The 23,224-nt window shown below is 49.2% G+C and carries 24 protein-coding genes; 22 read left to right on the top strand and 2 right to left on the bottom strand.

Going from position 1 to position 23,224, the window contains the following annotated elements:
- Positions 1-8 precede the first annotated feature (8 nt).
- The 18 genes from mutL (at position 9) to DX130_RS09045 (ending at position 19,559) form a co-directional block, all read left to right on the top strand.
- Positions 9-2,387, top strand: coding sequence for a DNA mismatch repair endonuclease MutL (mutL, locus tag DX130_RS09130; protein WP_116044569.1), 2,379 nt, complete (start codon positions 9-11; stop codon positions 2,385-2,387).
- On the top strand, positions 2,384-3,163 hold the full coding sequence (locus DX130_RS09125) for a class I SAM-dependent methyltransferase (protein WP_116044568.1): 780 nt from the start codon (positions 2,384-2,386) through the stop codon (positions 3,161-3,163). Before mutL ends, DX130_RS09125 begins: the two co-directional genes overlap by 4 nt.
- The gene (gene miaA / locus DX130_RS09120) at positions 3,159-4,190 is read left to right on the top strand and encodes a tRNA (adenosine(37)-N6)-dimethylallyltransferase MiaA (protein ID WP_206098811.1); all 1,032 of its coding nucleotides are present in this window, start codon (positions 3,159-3,161) and stop codon (positions 4,188-4,190) included. Before DX130_RS09125 ends, miaA begins: the two co-directional genes overlap by 5 nt.
- Complete coding sequence (gene hfq / locus DX130_RS09115; RefSeq protein WP_116044566.1) at positions 4,187-4,432, top strand: RNA chaperone Hfq; 246 nt, start codon at positions 4,187-4,189, stop codon at positions 4,430-4,432. The genes miaA and hfq overlap by 4 nt, the downstream gene beginning before the upstream one ends.
- A gap of 147 nt (positions 4,433-4,579) precedes the next feature.
- The gene (locus tag DX130_RS09110) at positions 4,580-7,045 is read left to right on the top strand and encodes a transglycosylase domain-containing protein (protein WP_116044564.1); all 2,466 of its coding nucleotides are present in this window, start codon (positions 4,580-4,582) and stop codon (positions 7,043-7,045) included.
- Between the two features lie 27 nt (positions 7,046-7,072).
- Positions 7,073-7,726 carry a peptidylprolyl isomerase gene (locus DX130_RS09105; protein ID WP_116044562.1) on the top strand — a complete coding sequence of 218 codons (654 nt, stop codon included), beginning with the start codon at positions 7,073-7,075 and terminating at the stop codon, positions 7,724-7,726.
- A 189-nt stretch (positions 7,727-7,915) separates the two neighbouring features.
- The gene (locus DX130_RS09100) at positions 7,916-8,473 is read left to right on the top strand and encodes a ribonuclease FAU-1 family protein (RefSeq protein ID WP_116044560.1); all 558 of its coding nucleotides are present in this window, start codon (positions 7,916-7,918) and stop codon (positions 8,471-8,473) included.
- Positions 8,470-9,147, top strand: a complete 678-nt coding sequence (locus tag DX130_RS09095; protein WP_116044558.1) for a YdcF family protein — start codon at positions 8,470-8,472, stop codon at positions 9,145-9,147. Before DX130_RS09100 ends, DX130_RS09095 begins: the two co-directional genes overlap by 4 nt.
- Positions 9,148-9,448: 301 nt before the next feature.
- Entirely contained in the window at positions 9,449-10,423 is a 975-nt protein-coding gene (locus tag DX130_RS09090) for an AAA family ATPase (protein WP_116045859.1), read from the top strand.
- A gap of 92 nt (positions 10,424-10,515) precedes the next feature.
- On the top strand, positions 10,516-11,760 hold the full coding sequence (locus DX130_RS09085) for a methionine gamma-lyase family protein (protein ID WP_420818516.1): 1,245 nt from the start codon (positions 10,516-10,518) through the stop codon (positions 11,758-11,760).
- A gap of 61 nt (positions 11,761-11,821) precedes the next feature.
- Positions 11,822-12,232 (top strand): MerR family transcriptional regulator, encoded by a 411-nt coding sequence (locus DX130_RS09080; protein WP_116044554.1) that lies wholly within the window; start codon positions 11,822-11,824, stop codon positions 12,230-12,232.
- 26 nt (positions 12,233-12,258) lie between these two features.
- Positions 12,259-13,587 carry a type I glutamate--ammonia ligase gene (gene glnA, locus DX130_RS09075; protein ID WP_116044552.1) on the top strand — a complete coding sequence of 443 codons (1,329 nt, stop codon included), beginning with the start codon at positions 12,259-12,261 and terminating at the stop codon, positions 13,585-13,587.
- A gap of 950 nt (positions 13,588-14,537) precedes the next feature.
- Positions 14,538-14,999: a hypothetical protein gene (locus DX130_RS26185; protein ID WP_133297909.1), complete on the top strand. Its 462-nt coding sequence runs from the start codon at positions 14,538-14,540 to the stop codon at positions 14,997-14,999.
- 998 nt (positions 15,000-15,997) lie between these two features.
- Complete coding sequence (locus DX130_RS09065) at positions 15,998-16,495, top strand: TlpA family protein disulfide reductase (RefSeq protein WP_116044548.1); 498 nt, start codon at positions 15,998-16,000, stop codon at positions 16,493-16,495.
- Positions 16,492-16,971 carry a TlpA family protein disulfide reductase gene (locus DX130_RS09060; RefSeq protein WP_116044545.1) on the top strand — a complete coding sequence of 160 codons (480 nt, stop codon included), beginning with the start codon at positions 16,492-16,494 and terminating at the stop codon, positions 16,969-16,971. Before DX130_RS09065 ends, DX130_RS09060 begins: the two co-directional genes overlap by 4 nt.
- A gap of 36 nt (positions 16,972-17,007) precedes the next feature.
- Positions 17,008-17,409, top strand: a complete 402-nt coding sequence (locus DX130_RS09055; protein WP_116044544.1) for a hypothetical protein — start codon at positions 17,008-17,010, stop codon at positions 17,407-17,409.
- Positions 17,406-19,229: an ABC transporter ATP-binding protein gene (locus DX130_RS09050; protein ID WP_116044542.1), complete on the top strand. Its 1,824-nt coding sequence runs from the start codon at positions 17,406-17,408 to the stop codon at positions 19,227-19,229. Before DX130_RS09055 ends, DX130_RS09050 begins: the two co-directional genes overlap by 4 nt.
- 132 nt (positions 19,230-19,361) lie before the next feature.
- Positions 19,362-19,559, top strand: a complete 198-nt coding sequence (locus DX130_RS09045) for a hypothetical protein (protein ID WP_116044540.1) — start codon at positions 19,362-19,364, stop codon at positions 19,557-19,559.
- A 50-nt stretch (positions 19,560-19,609) separates the two neighbouring features.
- On the opposite strand, the gene DX130_RS09040 is transcribed toward DX130_RS09045, so the two are convergent.
- Both DX130_RS09040 and lexA read right to left on the bottom strand, forming a co-directional pair.
- Entirely contained in the window at positions 19,610-19,786 is a 177-nt protein-coding gene (locus tag DX130_RS09040) for a YjfB family protein (RefSeq protein WP_116044539.1), read from the bottom strand.
- Between the two features lie 132 nt (positions 19,787-19,918).
- Positions 19,919-20,539, bottom strand: coding sequence for a transcriptional repressor LexA (gene lexA, locus DX130_RS09035; protein ID WP_116044537.1), 621 nt, complete (start codon positions 20,537-20,539; stop codon positions 19,919-19,921).
- Between the two features lie 518 nt (positions 20,540-21,057).
- On the opposite strand from lexA, the gene DX130_RS26925 reads away from it, so the two are divergent.
- From DX130_RS26925 to DX130_RS09015, 4 genes are all read left to right on the top strand, one after another.
- Positions 21,058-21,432, top strand: a complete 375-nt coding sequence (locus DX130_RS26925; protein ID WP_116044535.1) for a LysM peptidoglycan-binding domain-containing protein — start codon at positions 21,058-21,060, stop codon at positions 21,430-21,432.
- 191 nt (positions 21,433-21,623) lie between these two features.
- Positions 21,624-21,818, top strand: coding sequence for a DUF896 domain-containing protein (locus DX130_RS09025; protein ID WP_116044534.1), 195 nt, complete (start codon positions 21,624-21,626; stop codon positions 21,816-21,818).
- Between the two features lie 12 nt (positions 21,819-21,830).
- Positions 21,831-22,337, top strand: coding sequence for a hypothetical protein (locus DX130_RS09020; RefSeq protein WP_116044532.1), 507 nt, complete (start codon positions 21,831-21,833; stop codon positions 22,335-22,337).
- Between the two features lie 27 nt (positions 22,338-22,364).
- Positions 22,365-23,153, top strand: coding sequence for an HAD family hydrolase (locus DX130_RS09015; RefSeq protein ID WP_116044530.1), 789 nt, complete (start codon positions 22,365-22,367; stop codon positions 23,151-23,153).
- Positions 23,154-23,224 lie beyond the last annotated feature (71 nt).

Below are 23,224 nucleotides of genomic sequence, written 5' to 3'. Positions count from 1 at the left end.
GTGACGAGATGTCGAAAATTAAAGTGTTGGATGAGCAGCTGGCGAATCAGATTGCGGCCGGCGAAGTGGTGGAGAGGCCCTCCTCTGTCGTCAAGGAACTTGTCGAAAATGCGATTGACGCTGGCAGTACGGAGGTTGATATCGTCATTGAAGAGGGCGGTCTGACGTTGATCCGGGTGTCCGATAACGGAGGCGGTATCGATCCTGAAGATATTGCCACCGCCTTCCAGCGTCATGCGACGAGCAAAATCTCGACAAGCAGCGATCTGTTCCGGATCGCGAGCTTGGGCTTCAGAGGCGAGGCGCTGCCGAGTATCGCGGCGGTCTCAAGACTGACATGCATCTCCTCCAATACGGACAGCGGACTTGCGCGCAAGCTGGTGATCGAAGCCGGGAAGGTGACAGCCGACGAGCCGGCCAATGCCCCGCGAGGCACGAATATGAGTGTGCGCGACCTATTCTACAATACGCCTGCAAGGCTCAAATATATGAAATCGATCCAGACGGAGCTGGGCCACATCTCCGATTATATTAATCGGCTGGCGCTAGCTCATCCCGGTATTGCTTTTACGCTCAAACATAACAGCAACGTATTGCTCCGCACGATGGGTACCGGTGATCGACTGCAGGTCATTGCCGCCATCTACGGGACAAGCGCAGCCAAAGCCATGCTTCCCGTAGACGGCTCGGATGCCGATTATGAATTGACCGGATTCCTGTCGAAGCCGGATCTGACTCGGGCTAATCGCAACGGTATTACGGCTGTCGTGAACGGTCGATATATCCGCAGCCATGCTATCAACCAATCGCTGCTGCAAGCCTATCACACGCTGCTCCCTATCAACCGGTTCCCGCTTGTGGTACTGGAGTTAGGCATGCATCCCGGACTGCTGGATGTGAACGTACATCCTTCGAAGATGGAGGTGCGATTCAGCAAAGAGATGGAACTGCGAGCATTGATCGAGCGAACGGTGAAGGCGGCGCTTGGTGCCCATCGTTACATACCTGGAGCATCGACGGGGAGCAGCCGTTCTAAGCTGCAATATGTGCAGGATGCTATTTCATTCCATATCGCGGACCGCATAGGTGAATCTGTACAAGGAAGCGCATCTGCAGATCCGGCGGCATCTGGAGCAGTTGATGCCGTCTCTCTGCCTTCGGCTCGTTCCGAAGCGGCAGCTGCTTCGGAAGCGACCGTTCATAGAGGCGCCGATCGAACCGATGCCCATCCCCGTATCGAGCGATCGTCAGCTCCTCTTCAGGAAGAGTCGAGAGGGTCTTCGCGCTTTGATGGTGCGGTTCGCTCGCCAAGTGGAGGAGCGGCAGCGCCTGATTCAACCTCTGCCAGAAGTGAGGACTGGTCAGCAAACGGCAAAGATGAGCGTCGTTCAGTCCAGCAAGGAGGCAGTTCAGCCCCACAAGGTGGCCGCTCTGATCGATCATCCCGGGTGACAGAGTCCCTCTACCGGGAGCAGGTGCCGCGGGATGCTACAGAGAGACTATACGCACCGTCCGGATCGTCGTCTGATCCGCGCGAAGGCGACTGGGCATGGCGGGAACCGGCACAGGAGTCATATGGGAGCGAGAGTAATAACGGAGGAACTGTAGAGGGTGCGGGATCGTCTCGGCCAATGCCGCCGGATTCCGCTCGCATCGATAATGAGCCGTCGGCTTCTGATAAGGCAGGAGGGGCTATCGATTCATCGAGCTCGATAGAGGAAGGGCCGGCGTCAACACTGGAGAATGCCGACGCCAAATCCGGCGTTAGCTCAACCGACCAGCCGCCGAATGCGGGCCCAAGCTTTCCTGAGCTGCATTGGATCGGTCAGCATCATGGTACCTATATTGTTGCTCAGGCGGATGACGGGCTTTATCTGATTGACCAGCATGCCGCGCATGAGAGGATCAATTATGAGTATTACCTTCATAAATTTGGGAATCCTGTTGCTGCAAGCCAAGGTCTGCTTGTTCCACTGACTTTGGAGTTTACACCGGGCGATGCGACGCAGCTGCGGGATATGATGGATCTATTCCGCGAAGCGGGCGTCGAGATCGAACCATTCGGGGCGCAAACTTTCCTGGTCCGTGCGTATCCGGAGTGGATGCCGCAAGGGGAAGAACAATCGCTTATTGAGGAGATGGCGGAGCTTCTGATCGAGGAACGCAAATCGATCAATGTAACTAAGCTGAGGGAGAAGGCAGCGATTATGTGCGCTTGCAAAGCGTCCATCAAAGCCAACGACCGAATGACAAGAGAAGAAGGCGACGCGCTTCTGGCACGTCTATCTCGTTGCTTGCAGCCTTATACTTGTCCGCACGGCCGGCCGATTATCGTTCATTTGTCCACCTATCAGCTCGAAAAAATGTTTAAACGGGTGATGTCATGATTATTACAACGGCCCCTAAGCCGACGCCAAAATCGATGCAGCAGGCAAGTCGGCTGGCTGAAGAGCTTCGGGCAGCTGTGAAACCGCGCAGAAGGATGTCTGTGCGCAAGCTGTTGGAGCTTAGCGGTGACAATCGTGTGATCATCGTTACGGATACGGAGACGAGATATTATGATCATGCGGAAGAGCCGCCGCTGTTCTTCCATCCCAGCATGGCTTTTATACGGGTGAAGCGTCTGCGCAAGGGAGAGAGCGATCCGTTAATTGCGCTGTCGCGCTGCGAACCTGGCGACCGCATTATCGATTGTACAGCCGGTATGGCGGCGGACGCCTTGGTATTCTCCTATGCGGCAGGAGAGACGGGCGAGGTCGTCGCCATAGAGAGTGAGCCGGTCCTATGTTCGTTAGTGAAACAAGGGCTCCAGCATTACGATACCGGCCTGCCGGAAGTAAACGAGGCGATGCGGCGGATTCGGATGTTTGACGGCAATCATGCCGACTACCTGGCCTCCCAGCCGGACAATAGCGTGGATATCGTCTACTTCGACCCGATGTTTCGGCAGCCGATTATGGAATCGACGGCCATAGGCGCGTTCCGTTCGCTCGCCAATATGGACGAGCTTAGCCATGAAGTCGTCGAGCATGCGAAACGCGTCGCGAGGAAAACGGTCATCATGAAGGAAACCGGCGTGAGTGACGAATTTTTGCGTCTCGGCTTTACACGCACCCAGTTCAACTCATCGAAAATTGCATACGGAGTGATTACCATTGATTGATCAAACGGGAGTAACGGGGGACCGAGCGGGAGACACCGCTGCGGGCAAGCAGCCGCTGCTCGTCCTGATCGGCCCGACAGCTGTTGGCAAGACAGCGCTTAGTCTGAGCATAGCCAAGACATGGAACGCGGAAATTATATCGGGCGATTCCATGCAAGTGTACCGAACGATGGATATTGGAACTGCGAAAATTATAGAGGATGAGCGTCAAGGCGTACCTCATCATCTTATCGATATACGGGAGCCGGAGGAGGCTTATTCCGCTGCCGACTTTCAAGCGGAGGCTGCCGGCGCAATCTCTGACATCGCCTCTAGAGGAAAGCTGCCATTCGTGGTAGGCGGAACAGGGCTGTATGTTGAATCGCTTTGCTATAATTATCAATTTGCTGATAAAGGCTCGGACGATGCCTTTCGCGCCGAGATGGAAGCCTATGCCGAGCGTCAAGGGGCGGAGGCGCTCCATCGGAAGCTGGCGGAAGTGGACCCGGCGGCCGCCGAGCGGCTGCATCCCAACGATATCCGTCGCGTGATCCGCGCGCTTGAAGTGCAGCATACGACGGGACAGTCATTCACCGAACAGCAAGCGGGGCAGAAGAAAGAATCGCCTTACAACTTGATTCTGATCGGTCTGACGATGGATCGCGCGGAGCTGTACCGCCGTATTGAGCATCGGATCGATGAGATGCTGAGGGATGGACTGGTCGAGGAAGTGGAGCGGCTGCTCGCCCGAAACTTGCCGCCCCATGCTGTGCCTATGCAGGCGCTGGGATATAAGGAATTGGCCCGTTACTTGCGGGGGGAATGCAGCTATGAAGCGGCTGTTGAGCTGCTGAAGCGGGATACCAGAAGATTTGCCAAGCGGCAATTGTCGTGGTTCCGGCATATGGGAGATATTCACTGGTTCGATATGGGGGAAAATTTTCACAACAATTTGCGTTCGATTCATGCTATAATAGCAGGAAAGTTTCAAGATCATCTTGAATATACTTCTAATCAATCTTTTTTAGACGGGGGTAACGTCCAATGAACAAATCAATCAATATTCAAGATACGTTCCTGAACCAGTTGCGAAAGGATAACATTCCGGTTACCGTTTTTTTGATGAATGGTTTTCAAATTCGGGGCGTAATTAAAGCCTTTGATAATTTCACGATTATCATTGACAGCGAGGGCCGTCAGCAGATGGTGTACAAGCACGCAATCTCCACCTTCGTACCGCAACGGAACGTTTCTTTGATGCAGCAGGAACAAAACCCGTCTGAGGGCTAGTTTAGCGATCATTGTGAAACTTTCTTATAGAGGGATTCGTTTAACTAGATAGCGGCATGCAAGGGCAACCCGCTCTGAGCTGGGTTGCCCTTGCCTATTTGCGGCAATGCTAGATAAAACGAAGCAAGGAGCAGGAGGGGAGTCATCATGACTGAGCAACCTAGGAGAAGAACCACTACTACTACGAAACCAAAAACAAAGAAAAAGAAAAAGAAGTGGATGTCGGGCAAGGGATGGTTCTACGGTATATTTTTTACGATCGTAATCGGAATCGTGTGCGGCATCATTGGTTATTTATTAATTGTTCTTAACGGTGAACGGCTGCTTCAGGAGCATGGGAGCAAGCTGGAATTCGGAGAGGCTTCCATTATTTATGATGTGAATGGCAATGAAATATCCAGATTATACGATGTATTGGACCATCGCGAAGTTGCGGAGTTTTCCGAAATTCCGGAGTTTATGAGAAATGCGATTGTCGCTACGGAAGACCAGCGCTTCCGTGAGCACTCCGGCTTGGATTTCTGGGCAATCGGACGTGCGCTCGTGAAGGACGTCATTGCGCGAAGCGCAGTCGAGGGCGGCAGTACGATTACGCAACAGCTCGCCAAAAACGTCTTCCTGTCGGCAGACAAAACCTTTTTCCGCAAAGCGACGGAGGCTTCCATAGCCGTTGCGCTTGAGCAGGAGCTGACAAAGGATGAGATATTGACGATGTACCTGAACCGGATTTACTTCGGAAAAGGCATTCATGGCGTGAAAGCGGCAGCCGAGTATTATTTTGGTGTCGAGCTGGAAGACATGAAGCTATGGCAAGCCGCGACGCTGGCTGCTATGCCGAAGGCGCCTAACCGGTTCAATCCGCTAATCAATCCGGATGAGTCCATGAACCGCAGAGCTGTCGTGCTGCGTCTTATGTATGAACAGAACTACATTACGGAAACGGAGATGAAGGAAGCCCAAGCGGTTGTCTACGAGGTTCCGCCGAATCAGAATGATATGAAGACCGGCAAGTACCATGCATATGCCGACTTCGTGCTGAATGAGGCGATGAAGGTTACCGGCTTGTCCGAGGAAGAGCTGCGTGTCGGCGGCCTGCATATCTATACATCGCTTGACCCGCAAGCCCAGGATGCGGTGGACAAGGAGTTCGCCGATGCCTCCAACTTCGAGGAAAGCAAGGACGATCAAATTGTACAAGGCTCGATGATTATCATTGACCACCGGAACGGCCAGATTAAGGCAATCGCCGGCGGACGCGATTACTCGTCGCGCGGCTGGAACCGCGTGGACAAGAAGCGCCAGCCAGGCTCGGCGATCAAGCCGATTGTGGCATACGGTCCTGCGCTTGAGTCGGGCAAGTATTTCCCGTGGTCGACGCTGAAGAATGACCAGAAGTGCTTCTCCAATTATTGTCCGCAAGACAGATGGGGCGCTGTTGCCGTCTCGATGACGCAAGCGATTAAGGATTCGCGAAACCTCGCTGCGGTCTGGATGCTGAATGAAGTCGGCGTCAAGCAGGGGGCGGCCTTTGCCGAGAAGCTTGGTCTCACGCTGGAGCCGGACGACCGTAACTTGGCGATGGCGCTTGGCGGTCTGACGCGCGGAGCTTCTCCGCTGCAGATGGCGACGGCCTACAGTGTCATGGCGAATGGCGGCAAGTCGGTCGATCCGCATACGATTACTAAGATTTCCGGGAGGAAGAATTGGGAATATAAAGAGCCGCCATCCCAGCAGCTCATGTCCCCGGATACGGCATGGTATTTGACGGAAATGATGCAATCGGTCGTCGAGAAGGGCGGTACAGGCGCGAGAGCCGCGATCGATCGTCCGGTAGCAGGCAAGACAGGCACAACGCAAGCCGGAATTCCAGGCTACAGGGGCAATGGTATCAAGGATGCCTGGTTCGTCGGCTACACGCCGGAATGGACAGCCGCTGTCTGGATGGGCTACGATAAGACGGACGTGAATCATTTGCTTACGAAAGGCGGGGGCCAGTCGGCTGCTTTGTTCGCCAAGGTGATGCGTCCTGCGCTGAAAGGTGTTGCGAAGGACAGTTTCAAACGTCCGAGCAACGTGAAGGAAGACAAGCCGCCGATTACGATTAAGAACTTCAAGGCGCAGTTCTCGGAAGTGGAAGGAAGAGTGTTTTTAAGCTGGGATCCATTGGACGAAAAAGAAATAACGTATGAGGTGTACCGCAAGGAAAGCGGTGCAAGCGACTATATTCGCTTCGTGGATACGTTAAATCCGCAAATTGAAGATATGAGCGTATTCCCGGGCATGACTTACGACTATTATGTCGTGGCCTATGATGCTGCCAGCAATCAGCGCAGCACGCCTTCGAATGTCATATCGGTCGTCATACCGGAGATTGATATCGGTATTCCGGAAGTTCCAGGAGAGACAGACACTCCTACGCCTCCTGTAACCCCACCTGGCGATGGCAATGAGGGTGGCGAGAACGGCGGAGACGGAGAAGGCACCGATCCTGGTACACCGGAGACGCCAGGTGATACAGGTGTTCCTGGAGGAGAGGGAGAAAGCGGTCTGATAGATCCGCCTCCGCCTTCGGCCGGTAATTCAACGGACGGAGTATCTGTAGGCGGATTCTAAGCATATAGCAGGGATAGGTGATTGGACATGTCGATACGAAGCTCGAGAACATATCGTCACGTACTTGTACTCATAGCTTTGATGCTTTTGATTGCCGGTTGCGGTTCTAAGGACAGTGCGGTGTCGGTGCCTGGCGGCAAGCCAGACTCTGACCCGGACAAGACGATAAGCTGGGACCGAATGCCGCAAATGTCGATTGACCTGGACAAGCAGTACAAGGCGAACATCAAAACAAACAAAGGCGAGTTCGTCGTGGAGCTGCACGCAAAAGCAGCTCCGGTGACGGTGAACAACTTTGTCTTTCTTTCGAATGAAGGCTTCTACGAGGGGCTGAAGTTTCATTCTGTGATCGAATCCTTTATGATCCAGACGGGCGATCCGAAGGGAAACGGCACAGGCAACGCCGGTTATCGGATTCCCGATGAATTGAATTCGGAGTTCATCTATGAGGAAGGTACGGTAGCGATGTTCAATACGGGCTCGCCGAACTCCGGCAGCAGCCAATTTTTTATTTGCACGGGCCCGGAGGCATCCAATCTGAATCGGCAGCCGAACTATACGATTTTCGGCAAGGTTGTAAGCGGATTGGATACTGTCCGGCACATTGCATCGAGCGAGGTTCAGAATGGATCGCCGATCGAGGATATTGTGATCGAATCGATTACAATCGAGGCGGCATAGCCAGAGAGCGCTTCCGTCGACTGAACGTATAGTCGGCGGGGCGCTTTTTTTGCTCATGAGGCGTAAGCTTCAAAACCCCGCTGGGACAGGCGATAGTTGTTTATTTTCTCCGTCGGCTGGAGATGGACGTTAAGATATGGTAATCTTTCTCTATAGGGTCACCAATATGAACGGAAAGGTACGTTCCGTATGAAGAGAAAATTTTCTGACCGGGCGAATTGGCGCCGCATCTTGCGGAGAAGCTACTCCTGCCTGGCGCTTGACGGCGACGAGTTCCGTGGTCTGGTTACCTTTTATCGGATTCATGAGTTGAGGGAGCCGCTATGGAAGGAATATGACGGACGGAGACTCTGTCTGGCCGATCGTGGTTATATGTGGATGCAGCACTTTCCGAAGGGCGAGCATTTTGTCGTGACGACGATGTTCGATGATAAAGGCCGTGTGGTGCAATGGTATATTGACGTATGCAAGACGCAAGGATTAACGGATCAGCAGGTGCCCTGGTTTGATGATTTGTATTTGGATGTTGTGGTACTGCCTAGCGGCGAAGTTTATTTGATGGATGAGGATGAGCTCGAGGACGCATTGCGGCAAGGCGACGTAAGCGGAAGAGATGCCGCGTTGGCTCGCAAGACGGCTGGAAGGCTTTTGTCCAGCATTCGCAATGGCAGGTTCCGTTATTTTACGCTAAGTCTCAAGCATCGCAAGACGCTGGCGGAGCGGACGGGGGAATTAAGCGAATCATGAAGGTAGCAGTTCAAAAGAAGAGCAGACCGCGGAGACGGAAGCGTTCATTTCGCCCGTGGCTGCTCTTGTTTCGTTTCATCATGTGGGGAATAGCGGTAGGTGTGCTATGGAGCGGTTATATGCTATGGCTGATTAACGGTTACAGCTCCAAGGAAACGTACCCGAAGGCCGATGCGGGCATCGTACTGGGCGCAGCCCTATGGAATGACCGTCCAAGCCCTGCTCTTAGAGAGAGGCTGGAATATGCGCGAACGCTGCTGGAGAACGGAACGGTGAAGACCTTAATTCTCTCCGGCGGTCACGGGGGACGAGCATCGACGCTGTCTGAGGCTGAGGGCATGAGGAACTATTTGGTGGAGAAGGGCGTTCCAGAAGACAAGCTGTTGCTAGAGACGGAGTCAAGGAGCACCTATCAAAATTTGGTGTTTAGCAGTATGTTGGGTGAAGAGAAGGGCTATGACACATTTCTGGTCATTACCCATGATTACCATGCAGCGCGCGCAGGTGAAATTGCGAAATACGCGAGGATAGATTCCGTTGGTGTAGGAGGCGTGAAGTCGCGCGTCCTGAACGAGTTCTATAATAACTCCAGAGAAGTTCTGGCCTTTACGAAGTGGAAGCTGGACTGGCTTATGTTGTCCGCCGGTATTCGCTCGCCTGAATCCATGCTTTGAATCTGCTAATATGCTGTTGCGAGATAGAATACACTTGTAGTGCGTGTTCAAAAAGTCCGGTTTTCAGCACATGAGCTTATGCTTCCGAAGATGCGTTTTTTCAAAACGCCGCAGAAGATGGGATGAAGCTAGGAAATAAGGAGCGGATCGTAGTGGAAACTACGTGAGCACCGGAAGTTGCGGCTGAATTCAATGTTCGATGCCGAGTAGGCTTCCTGATCCCCTTCGTGATCAAAAGTGGACTTTTTGAACAACCTCTTGTATTGCGAGCAGCTTCTGAAAAGGATAGGTGATGCGTCAGATGAGCGGACACGTCATATCGGGACCAGGCAACGGAACAAGTAGACCTTCCCGCCAGATTAATGTCGTATTGCGCAGCCATGAGACAATCGGCAGCAGTGCATCAGCCCATGCGCTGGAAGCGGAGCCGCTGCCGGCTGTAAAGCCGTTGCCTGCGGTGGACCATTTTGCCGAGATTCAGAAGGAACTGGAGCCCATGGTCGGTATGGATAATGTAAAGGCGCTGGTCTACGAGATTTATGCGCTGCTCTATATTAGCCGAATGCGGACAGAGGCAGGCCTGTACGGCGGCTCTCAAGTTTATCATATGATATTCAAGGGCAATCCCGGCACGGGGAAAACGACGATCGCAAGAATTGTCGCGAAGCTTTTTCAGAAGATGGGCGTTCTGACAAAAGGCCATCTCATTGAAGTGGAAAGGGCCGACCTGGTCGGCGAATATATTGGACATACGGCACAGAAGACAAGAGAGCTGGTGCGTAAGGCACTTGGCGGTGTCTTGTTTGTGGATGAGGCGTACAGTCTTGCAAGAGGCGGAGAAAAGGATTTTGGCAAGGAGGCAATCGATACGCTGGTAAAGGCAATGGAGGATCATCGGAGTCAATTTGTGTTGATCTTGGCGGGTTATCCGCTGGAGATCGACCAGTTTCTGCTGACGAATCCCGGCTTGCCTTCACGCTTCCCGATCCAGATCGAGTTTCCCGATTATTCCGTAGATCAACTGCTCCAAATCGGAGATCTGATGGTGAAGGAACGGGATTATGTGTTGATGCCGCAGACGGTCTTCAAGCTTAGACAGCTGTTGATGCAGGAGAAACAAAACGATATGTTCTCGTTCAGCAATGCGAGATTCGTGCGCAACACGATCGAGAAGTCGATCCGGCATCAAGCTGTCCGATTGATTGGACAGTATTCCAACTCCGTGCCCGGCAAAGGCGAACTGATGTCGATCCGACCAGAAGATTTGAAAATATAAATGACATTCGGCTGAAGATTGAATAAGGGAGAAACAGAAGCATGAGTACGATTCAACAAGAGAACGAGGAGCTGTGGGAGAACCTGCTCCTTATGGCAGAAGAAGAGGAAGATCGTGTACACGAGGCTTTCCGCAGCATTGAACGAACAGCAGAGCGCAATCAGTGGAAGGTCATTGAGGCGTTCAAGCGTCATCAGGTAAGCGATTATCATTTTGCAGGTTCGACGGGTTATGGCTATAACGACAGGGGCCGTGAAATATTGGATCTGGTCTATGCCGATGTATTCGGGGCGGAAGCGGCGTTGGTCAGACCGCATTTTGCATCCGGTACGCATACGATTAGCTGTGCCCTGTTCGGTCTGCTTCGTCCTGGAGACGAGCTGCTCTATATTACAGGGAAACCGTACGATACGCTGCATAAGGTGATTGGCAAGCCTGGAGACGGCAAAGGCTCCCTTCAGGATTGGGGAGTGGGTTATCAGGAAGTCGCGCTGCTTGCGGACGGAGGCCTGGATTGGGACGGCATCGAATCATCTATTACCGAGAAGACTAAAGTGATAGGCATTCAACGCTCCCGCGGGTATGATTGGCGGTCCAGCTTTACTGTACAACAGATAGGAGAGATGATTCAGCGTGTCAAAGCGTTGAAGCCCGATGTTCAAGTATTTGTGGACAATTGTTATGGCGAGTTTACGGAGCTGCTGGAGCCGACTCAGGTCGGAGCGGACCTTATTGCAGGTTCATTGATTAAAAATCCGGGTGGCGGCCTTGCAGAGACTGGCGGCTATGTCGCAGGAACGCAGAAGGCGGTGGAGGCGGCTTCCTACCGCCTGACCGCTCCTGGGATTGGCGGGGAAGTAGGCGCCATGCTGGGAACGGTACGCTCTATGTATCAGGGTTTCTTCCTCTCTCCGCATCTTGTGGGACAAGCCTTGAAGGGCAGTGTCTTCGCTGCGGCCATGTTCGAGCGTCTAGGCTTCGAGAGCAAGCCTCATTGGAAGGAGCCGCGAACCGACTTGATCCAGGCTGTCCGCTTCGGTCAAGCCGATCACCTTATCGCGTTCGTACAAGGGATTCAGCAAGCGGCAGCTGTAGATGCTCATGTCGTTCCCGAACCGTGGGACATGCCCGGCTACGAGAGTCCTGTCATTATGGCAGCAGGCACCTTCATACAAGGCGGCAGTCTGGAACTGTCGGCCGATGCTCCGATTCGCGATCCTTACATTGCATATATGCAAGGCGGCCTGACCTATGCCCATGCGAAATACGGTGTATTAATTGCGTTAACTAAGCTGGTCCAGAAGGGTCTGGTTGTGATTAAACCTCACACAACTTGACACATTTGTGGCTCAACGATACAATGAAGCTATAAATGAGCGACTGGAAGGTTGATGCGACATGGCTGATGAAATTCGCAGAAATATGGCCTTATTTCCAATAGGCATCGTTATGAAGCTGACGGATCTAACGGCCAGGCAAATCCGTTATTATGAGCAGCATGAGCTGATCGTGCCAGCGCGCACGGCCGGCAATCAGCGGCTATTCTCGTTCAATGACGTAGAACGGCTGCTTGAAATCAAATCTCTAATCGAGAAGGGCGTTAATATTGCAGGCATTAAGCAGGTCATGAATCCGGTATCCAAGGAATCGGAAGATGTGACGATTGTCAGCGAGCAGTCCGAGGTGAAGCGCCGCGAGCTGTCGGACCAGCAGCTGCATCGCCTGCTGAAGCAGCAGCTTCTTGAGAAGAGACCGGGGCAAGCTTCCATGATTCAGGGACAGCTGACCCGATTCTTGAATAAACGTTAGTGAAATCGACAAGAGGAGATGATCTAGTGAGCTACACGAAAGAAGATATTAAGCGTATCGCAGAAGAGCAGAACGTACGGTTTATCCGACTTCAATTTACCGATTTGCTCGGCACGATTAAAAACGTCGAAATACCGGTAAGCCAACTGGACAAGGCTCTTGACAATAAAATGATGTTCGACGGTTCTTCCATCGAAGGCTATGTTCGTATTGAAGAATCTGACATGTACTTATACCCTGATCTGGATACTTGGGTTGTCTTCCCATGGGTCGCGCAAGATCGTGTTGCAAGACTGATTTGCGACATCTACATGCCGGACGGCACACCTTTCGCTGGAGATCCGCGCGGTATTCTGAAGCGCGCTCTGATCGAAGCGGAAGAGATGGGCTATACAGCGATGAACGTGGGTCCAGAGCCGGAATTCTTCCTGTTCAAGACCGACGAGCGCGGTGAACCGACAACGGAGCTTAACGACCAAGGCGGCTACTTCGACCTTGCTCCAATGGATCTGGGCGAGAACTGTCGCCGCGAGATCGTGCTTACGCTTGAGGAGATGGGCTTCGAGATCGAGGCTTCCCACCATGAAGTGGCTCCAGGGCAGCATGAGATCGACTTCAAATATGCCGACGCAATCAAAGCGGCGGATCAAATCCAAACCTTTAAGCTCGTTGTTAAAACGATTGCTCGTGTTCACGGCCTGCATGCGACATTTATGCCGAAGCCGCTATTCGGTGTTAACGGCTCGGGCATGCACTGTCACCAGTCGTTATTCCAAGGCAATACGAATGCTTTCTATGACGAGAAGGACAAGCTTGGTCTTAGCGAGACGGCCCGTTATTACATGGCAGGCGTACTGAAGCATGCTCGGGCTATGGCAGCGATTACGAATCCGACGGTCAACTCCTACAAACGTCTGGTACCTGGTTATGAAGCACCTTGTTACGTTGCTTGGTCGGCAAGCAACCGCTCGCCGATGATCCGTATTCCGGCATCGCGCGGCCTCTCGACTCGCGTCGAAGTGCGCAACCCGGACCCGGCAGCTAATCCATACTTGGCGCTTGCCGTTATGCTGAAAGCCGGTCTGGACGGCATTCGCAACAAAACGCAGCTCCCAGCGCCAATTGATCGCAACATCTACATCATGACGGAAGAAGAGCGGGTGGACGAAGGTATACCAAGCCTTCCGGTCAACCTGAGAGAGGCGCTGGACGAAATGCTGAAGAGCGATATCGTCTGCGAAGCGCTCGGCGACCACGCTTTGGCTCACTTCTTCGAGCTGAAGGAAATCGAATGGGACATGTACCGCACCCAAGTTCACCAATGGGAACGCGATCAGTATTTGACGCATTACTAAGCGGCGAAGTGCTGTAATAGGGGAAGTCGGGGGGATCAATCTGAGGTCAAGGAATACCTTGCTCTCAGATTAGATCCCCACTGCTTTGTATAGATGTAATTCGTATCTCGGATCATGTTCCAACTGTTAAACCTTAGTTCCCTACTTCTCAGGGCTAAGGTTTATTTTTTTCTAACCTTAATTGCTTCCTCAACCATACCGTATAGTTGTGCTCTGAATTTGTTGAAACTCTTACATTTGGAAGTAGATGATATACATTTCGTTCATTCTAAACGATTCACTCCTGTCGAATTTTGTATGCAGGTTGGTGCAATAGTATTAAAGATGATGATGGTGGTCCTAATTAGTCTGATTTTCATTGAGGACCATAATTATCTGTGGTAAATTTTATTAGTACTATGAATAAATAAGGAGGTTGAGTGAAAAAAACATTTTGGAGGGATTATATAGGAAAAAGTATTTATTAAAATGATTAGTGTTATTCTTCTTTTTACATTAAGTGTGTCTGTTTATGGATCAGAACAAATAACTTCAGGAGAATATCTAGAAAAAATAATGAAATAATTGTTGATCTTAGCAACGTTGAAGTTCGGGAGCTTAATCTCAATGCTGACTATAAGAAAGATTTTGGAGACTTGCTCCAACAGTATATAGAACAAGATAAACATTATATATCCTTAGAAAAGCTATACACGAATAAAAATATAGAGAATACATCAAGAACTGTTATTGAAAAAGAGCTAGATCATCGTTTAGTAGTATTAAAACAAAAAACAGAAAGTCTACTGAAATTACGTTACACAGAAGATAAATCAGAATTAAATCCGGAAGTAACTGCAAACCAAAAGTTTGAGAGGTCAAATGATCTGTATAGTTAAGATCTCACCATCAATAAAACATGGACAATCAGTGATTACGGAACAAATTCGACTACAGGTTTAACAGCAGGAATGACTTCTTCATATAGTCATGGACATAGAGCTAATCGAGCATTTGTGTTCGCGCAACCTTTATTGTTTACAGGTTCAGCATCGGCAGAGAATGGAGTTCAAGTGTTACCAGTAGTAAATCAGATGGCTACTTTTAAGTTTAATGAAGTATCGGTCAATGCAGGTGTAACTTGTACTGGTGATACCTCTTATAATTCTTATAGTCTTGAAGCCATTATCTACGTTTCAGTTACAAATCAATTATTAAGAAGTGAAACCATTGCTTCAGCCGTATGTTCACTTGGGTTGGGCGTAGATTCTGTTCAGTTAGATTCAACAACAGTAACATTTACTAATGTTCCTATGATTGCATTTCGTACTCATACCACAATGCTGAAAGCATTTGCAGATGCTTTTAAAGGAAGCGCGAGGTCGGGTGCAGGAGAAGGCGGAGCAAAGTGGGGGACGATCCAGGTCTACTAATCACATTTCGGTACAAAATATCATTAGCAATTAAAGGAGATCAACATGACCATAGTCTTTAATTGTATCTTTGTTATTCTATTAATTTATTTATTAATTACATTAAATAAATCAAAGTCGAAATTTCTAAATAAGCTAAAAATTTCTCTTGTGTTATTCATTTTCAGTGTTCTTTATGGAATTGTCATGCAGTTATTTTTAGTCGATATAGCTACGTTTTTTATAGATCGAGAGATAACGAATTATAGTTTTTGGATTGAATTAATGGAATCTCCAGAGGCTTTACTGAAAATTATTGCGGTAATAAATTTGTTCTCGATTTGGAGAGCGAAACACGGTGAAAAGTAGTTCTACTGATTAATAAAGTCTCAACATTAGAAATGGAGATGCTCAGGATGTTATCCTAGCATCTCCATTTTTCCTAGTAAGCTTATTCCTGTCTTCTTACGTAGTGTGACACTCATCTATGGTGGATTTAGCAGACGGAGGCTAGTCGCCTTCTCCTACTCGCTAATGAGGTTCTCGCTGTACTTATGTCAATACTTTATCGAAACAACATTCCAATCGGATGAAGATAAGATTGTTTCAGTCTATTTTGTCGAATATTGTAAGGTTTTGTTAGATAAAGTTGAAACCGTTTACATTAATAGAATGAGGTTATATATTGTTAACTATAGAAGAATCTGATACCAAAAAATATCATAATCAAACTTGAGATCATACATAATCTTGGCCGATAACCCACCTAACGAAAGGAGGTGAAACATAATGGCATGTCCAAACGGATGTAGATCCACAGTATGGGTTACGTATTGCACTACTTATTGTCCTGGGGCGAATAGTCACACAAGAAGAAGAGTACTTGTATGCCCTTCCGAGAACTGTAGCGTTAACGGGCCTTGTGATTGCTGGTAAAACTTAAGTTTAAAAGAGAATCTCTCCGTTTGCTTGAGAGATTCTCTTTCTGTTATTCGGTTATGGAAAAAGGGGGAATAGAGATGAATGGAATGGATAAACAGTTACCGTCATTTCTGAAGGTAGAAGAAGGATTGCAAATCGGTGATTATATGCCCAATATACGTATTCCTAATTATGATTCCTTACAATTATATGACTTGATTACAGATTACCTTCTGGTGGCTACGATTAGCACGACCTGCGCACCTTGTCTTCCTGCTATGGAGGCCATTGACGCTTTAATTGAGCGTTATCCAACGATGAATCTGATTATTTTTATTGATACAGAGGAAGAAACATTCGAGCAAGCAACACAGGTTTTCCACCCATCGGCCCGGCTCTACCACGCATCAGATGACGTGATGTTCGGCGAATTGAAGACTCGCGGTTATCCGTGGGCATTTGGTTTAAATGCGGAAGGACAAATCATTACGATTGAACATGCCGGAAGCATGGAGTATTTGGAAAAGCTCCTGTTTCCATTCAAAAGGTTCTTGGAGCCGCAGGCAGCATTTGCGATGAAGGAGGAGTTACGATGAGCAAGCTTAGCTTTCGAGATTTGTTTAAGCGGGAAACGCTGGAGAGGGAGCAAGTGAGTGCTCCTCGGCCTGACGATATCCGCGAGCAGCCCTTTATTCCTGGCGATCCGTTCCCTGACTTTGAATTGGATTCCAGGCTAGCGGATTCCGAGCAGGCTGTCATTCTTTTCGTTTCTTTAACCTGTAGCAGCTGTATTGATCTGCTTCCCGAGCTAGGCTCATTTTCGGATCGCTTTGACGGTCTGCTAGTGCTAGTCAGCAGCGGGCTGCAGGAGGAGAATGAGGAGCTTGCTCGTTATTACGACTATCCATTTGCCGTCCATACGATGGAGGAGAATATCTATAAAGCGAAATTTGGGCTGGAGGCAACTCCGGCAGCCATCTTACTGGAGAAGGGCTTAATGACGCAGCGCTTTACGATTCAGCATATCGGTCATCTGTACGAGCAGAGCGGGATTCAAAAAAACAGAACCTAGGTTGTAATCATTCCATACGAAAGGGGGAGATTTGATATGCACACAGCTATTAGCGGTCAACTTATTATCGCGGATCGAGTGACCGACAATTATGAAGCGAGAGCCCACTGCATACAGAATGTGCGCAATGTCATACACTTGCATACGTTTCCTTCGGTTACGCTTTTTTATTTGTGGGTAAAGGTGCTTTTTCATGGCATAGATCATGGGATAGTCTGGATTAAGGTTTATGATGAAGATGATCAGATCGTGTGGGAGAAAAAGTGTGAGGGTTTAGTCAATAAACGTATATCCCCAGCTCCGTCCGGCATGGATATGGCTTTCCAGCCGCGCTTTGTCGTGCATGATGAGGGAGTATTTCACTTTGTGATGTCGGATGCCGATGGTAAAACTTTGGCGCATTACCCTCTGTATATAGCCCGCACGGAGCGAGCATGAACGAATCGTTCGGGAAGCTGCGAACCTTTGCTTTATTAATTCCTATTTTATGGAAAATTTCAGGGACTGCGCTTGTCATTCTCATTGCCCTTACATTAGCTCAAGCGTTAATACCAATCGCACAGCTTGCGCTTACGAGCAGGCTGGTGGAGGAAGCGGCGTCGCTGTTTCAAGGGAATAGCGACAATGGCATGCGTGATGTGCAGCTGCTTGTAGGGCTGCAGCTTGCTTTGCTCCTGTCGGGGGCAGTGATGGGCGGCGTGTTCAAATATACGCAGCAATACTTTAATCAGCGCGCCACGCTCTACTTCGATGAGTTATTGTCGACGAAAGTGAACCGGCTTCCTCTATCGTATTTTGACAACCATTTGAATTATGACCGGTTGCAACGGACCTCCTTTAGCATGCAGCTTCAAGGTATGGGCGTTATTTTTACATTGCTGACGATGTTGCAGAACATGATTACAGTGGTTGGCTTTATCGTTGTGCTCTATCAATTTCATTGGTTGTTATCGCTTGGGATGCTGCTTCTTGTGTTGCCCATGCTGTGGTCTTACTTGTACGAAAGTAAAGCGGTCTTCAAGCTGATCATTCATCAAACGCCGGATGAGCGAATGTCTTCCTACATTAGCAATTTGCTCAAAAGCCGAGAGGGCGCGAAGGAAATTCGCGTATTTGAGTTGGCTTCCTATTTGATCGCCAAGTGGAAGCAGATCGCATGGAGGAATGTGGGAAGGCTGCTTGCTGTGGAACGAAAAACGATTGCCCTTACCTATGGCGTACAGTTATTAACGTTGACGTTGCTGAGCGGTATGCTGTTGTTCGCTTTGCATGCAGGAGCGAATGGCGGGCTGGTGATCGGTCAATATGTTGCTTTGGCACAGGCGTTATTCAGCTCACAAGCGCTTGTTCAGGGCCTGGCGCAAGGTTATTCCAACATTCATCAAGGCTTGCTGCATGCAAATGAAATGATTTTATTTGTGAATCTGCCTGAAGGGAACGGGGAAGAAGGCGACCAGGCTTTTCCGTCACCAATGAAGCAAGGCATAAAGGTAGAGCATTTATCCTTTCATTATGACGGTGCTCCAGGTCCCGCACTCGACGGCATTAGTTTTACAATTGGGGCGGGTGAGACGATCGCCATTGTCGGAGATAATGGAGCAGGCAAGAGTACGCTGGCGAAATGTCTGCTTGGGTTGTATGCGCCGAATGAAGGCACCATTGCGGTAGATGGCGTAGATTATGCACACCTTTCCTCAGACAGTCTAAGGAGCCGCATGAGTGCGATTTTCCAAGATTTTGTCCAGTTTCCCTTTCCGGTATGGGAGAACATCGGTTTAGGGGGGATCTCCGAGCTAGGCAACCGAGACAAGCTTCAGAAATCCAGTGAGGAAGCCAATACCGCTTCTTTCATTCAAAAGCTGCCGCAAGGCTGGGATACTGTGCTTGGCGTTCAATTCGATGGCGGACATGAGCTGTCCTACGGTCAATGGCAGCGTATTGCGTTGAATCGAGCGTTTTACCGGGAGTTTGAGCTTATCGTATTGGACGAGCCTACTGCTTCGCTGGATCCCATGACCGAGGCGTCGATCTTTGAGAATTTGATGAAGCTAACAAGCGGCAAAACATCGGTGTTTATTACTCATCGTTTAGGCAGCTGTCGGTTCGCAGATCGTATTTTGGTATTAAAGGATGGCCGTCTGGCGGAAGAGGGAAGTCACGATGAATTAATGCTACGGAATGGTGAATATGCCGCCATGTTTCGTAAGCAAGCGGGCTGGTATACGAAAGAATGGGAGGAGCAGGTGCTTGGCGTTTAGCCGCTGGCAGGATTCTTTTTTGCCACGAGAGCAAGACGTATTGCGCTGCTGAAAATGGTTAAAAACGCCGTATAACACGAACGTTTGTTTGGTATATAATAAGAACATACATTCGTTCAGGCGGTGATTGTCATGGAGATCTATATGGGCAAGATTGTGCAATTGATCTATATCGACAGGAAGAAAAACGTAACGATTCGTGATGTACGGGTTATTTCGGTGAAAGGCAAACAGTTCAAAGCTTATTGCTACTTGGCAGAGGCTTTGCGTATCTTCATTACGGACAATGTGGTGGATGTCGAAATTTGCAGATCCGTAAGGGAAGCTTAGAAATCGAAGCAACACAAAATAAAAACCCGCAAAAATCGCGGGTTGAGTCATTACGCACGCAGATCAAGGTTTTGACCTAGATTAGGGTCGAGACTTTTGCTTATCATTTCTGTTAATTGCTGTCCTTGCTGCTCCGCTTGTCCCTTGGCGATGCTTAGCATCTTGATGCCTACGGATTGGGACAGCTTTGATCGGCTTAAGGCAATCGATAAAGCGCCAATATCCAAGTTGTACACCTCCTAGAAGCTATATCGGTAGGTAAGGGGAAATGATGAATATATCGTTTAGACATATGGCTTTTCCATGAAAAAGGCTGCTCCCGTGACGATGTCATGTTAGCAGCCTTCGATTTGCTTCAATTAGTGAATATCGCGGAACAATCCGATAACCTTGCCGAGAATCGTTACGTTCTTCAGACGGATCGGCTCCATTGTCGCGTTCTCCGGTTGAAGTCGGATATGATCCTTCTCCTTGTAGAACGTTTTGACAGTTGCCTCGTCATCCTCTGTCATCGCAACAACAATCTCGCCGTTATTCGCCGTCTGCTGCTGGCGCACGATGACGTAGTCGCCATTATGTATGCCTGCTTCGATCATGCTCTCGCCGATAACGTTAAGGATAAAAACATTGCTATCCCCTACATAATGGGAAGGAAGGGGGAAGTAATCCTCTATGTTCTCCGTAGCCGTAATCGGAATGCCTGCCGTAACCTTGCCTACGATCGGCACTTGCGCGACTGGGAACGGAATGACGTTGTCATTGTCGTCTTGATTCAGAATCTCGATTGCGCGAGGTTTGGTAGGGTCGCGGCGAATGAAGCCCTTCTTCTCCAGGCGATCCAGATGACCGTGAACGGTAGAACTGGACAGCAGGCCAACAGCTTCTGCGATCTCCCGAACGGAGGGCGGGTACCCCTTCTCCCGAACTTCTTGCTTAATAAATTCAAGGATCGAATGTTGCCGTTTGGACAGCTTCGACACGTACATCATCTCCATTCGTATTAATGTGTCAAATTATAACACAGAACCGCAGTTCGTACAAACATAAGTTCTCAAGCACAGAGGTTCGTATTTTTGGGATAACGTCCAGCTGATGCTGGCGCAATAGATCTCTTTTTAATTGTAGTTAGTTTAACTATTCCAAGAGATTATCCAAGAAATTGAAAAAAATGAAATTATCGGTCATAATCGTAGAACAATTATTTTTCTTTCTGCTGGGCTCACTATCCCCTCAGCTCAGAATTAACCTGCCTTTCGAGTAACGGAGATTTAGGATCTTTGCAGCTTTTGAATTAAAAGTGGAACTAAACTCCTGAGCAAAGGGGATAGTGAGCCCTTTCAGCAAACCCCGAGTACGTCCTGTGCACCCCCTATTCAGGTGGCTAGTTATTGCGGATCACTTCTTGATTGTATAGGATCGAATGTTCGCATTTTTGTATTGACTGGAACGTTTGTTCGTGTTAACCTCAAAACAGAACAAGTGTTTGGGGTGCTGATAAATGATGATAATGAATCCTGCTTCATACCGTTCCATCCATTCGGAGCCTAACACATCAGGGAATATCACATATATGACGGCGATTGCGAATTGGTCCAAGTCGAACGTTCTGCGTATTACGGTTACTTTACTGCTCGCTCTACTGCTCTTTACTAGTTTTATGCTAATGGGGATCAAGGCATCGGGTACGGCGGAACCAACGGAACACGAGCAAGTTGTAATAGTGGGGAGCGGCGATTCGTTATGGTCGATCGCAAGGCGTTATGCTTCTCCGAGAGACGACGTGCGCTATGTTGTACATACCATTAAGAATCGCAACAATTTGAATGATACCTTGATTGTTCCGGGGCAGCAGTTGATTATTCCGGACTTTTAATTGAATGATCCTGAAATTATACAATATGCGGTGCAACCTATGGGGTTGTACCGCTCTTTTTTTGTTGGATTTTCTGCTATACTAGTAGAGTTGAGTACAAAACAGCAAATCCCGTTATCTTGACAACGAATGTAACGTAATGTCAAAGTAGTGGGTGTTAGGTTTGCAGCTAGAGGGGAGTTGAAACGAAAGTGGATATCGATAAATTGATCGCACGTATTAATGAGCTTTCCCGTAAAAACAAAACAGTCGGTTTGACGGACGAGGAAACGAAAGAGCGTGACGAGCTGAGACAGCGTTATTTGAACAATTTCAAGAGTAACTTCAAACAACAGCTCGATACAATCAAGTACGTCGAAGACGAAGAAAATAATATCAAGCACTAGGGGGAACAAGCCTTGTCACGGTCATGGGAACGCAAAGTACGAAAAAACATGAGCAAGATTAATCAGGTTCGCAAAAAGAGTGGCGGATCGCCGGTCGTATTTAACGCTGAGAAGAAGGATCGTTATTCGGGTAGGAACTATGTATTTCCGATCTTGCTGCTTATTTTTGTAGGTTTGTACAGCTTTGTGATGCAGGGTGATCCCGCGTTCGAGACCAGTACGATGTATTGGGTGACGGTAGGCTGTTATATCGTGCTAGCGACCTTGTTCTTCTTCCGCAAGCCTTATTTGACGGTTGGTAAGGACTATGTGCAATCGCGCCGCTTCACAGGGGACAAGCGTCTGGAAGTTGCCAATATTAAAGGAATCCGCGTTCAAGACGGTTACGTGACGATTATGCCACAAAAAGGGGCCAGCTGGACGTATTCGCGACTGCTGAATCGGTTCAAGACGGATGAAATGGCGGCAAAGCTTAGAACGTTCGCAAGTACGCATGGCATTTCGTTTGACGAAAAATAATACAAGCATTGGGGAGTAGAGACCATCATGGCCAAACAGGCGGTATTATTCGATTTGGATGACACGCTATTGTGGGATGACCGCAGCGTAAAGGAAGCTTTCGAAGCGACTTGCATAGCAGGCGCGGAAGCGGCAGGCGTAGACAAGGTGGAGCTGGAAGCAGCCGTTCGCAAGGAAGCTCGGGAATTGTACGAATCGTACGAGACGTTCCCGTTCACGAAAATGATCGGCATCAACCCTTTTGAAGGATTGTGGGCGAACTTTGCAGAAGGCGAGCAAGAGGAGTTCCGCAAGCTTCAGCAGCTTGCGCCGGGCTATCGGAGAGAAGCATGGACACGCGGGCTTAAAGCGTTGGGCATTGATGATTCAGAGCTGGGGGCTAAGCTGGCAGAGCAATTCCCGGCAGAAAGACGCAAACGGCCGATTGTGTACAACGAGACCTTCGCTGTGCTTGACAAGCTAAAGGGCAAATACAAGCTTCTGCTGCTAACGAACGGTTCTCCCGATCTGCAGAAGGAGAAGCTGGATGGTGTGCCTGCACTTATTCCTTACTTCGATCATATTATCATCTCGGGGCAATTCGGCGAAGGAAAGCCGGCTGCTTCGATTTTCAAACACGCGCTGACGAAGCTCGGTATGGAAGCCGACCATGGCATCATGGTGGGAGATAAGCTGACGACTGACATATTAGGTGCGAATACGATTGGCATGACATCTGTCTGGGTCAATCGTCATGGCATGGTGCGTAATGATGAAATTGTACCGACCTATGAAATAACTAACCTGGAAGAACTGCTTCAGATTTTGGAGCAATAATCATTAGCGGAACATATAGAAAGCCCCTTGCTCGGCTTAGACGGCGGCCGGAAGGGGCTTGTATCTTTCTC

The organism is Paenibacillus paeoniae (assembly GCF_003388735.1).
In the GTDB taxonomy this organism is placed as follows: domain Bacteria; phylum Bacillota; class Bacilli; order Paenibacillales; family Paenibacillaceae; genus Pristimantibacillus; species Pristimantibacillus paeoniae.
This window is presented reverse-complemented; position numbering and strand designations above follow the sequence as displayed.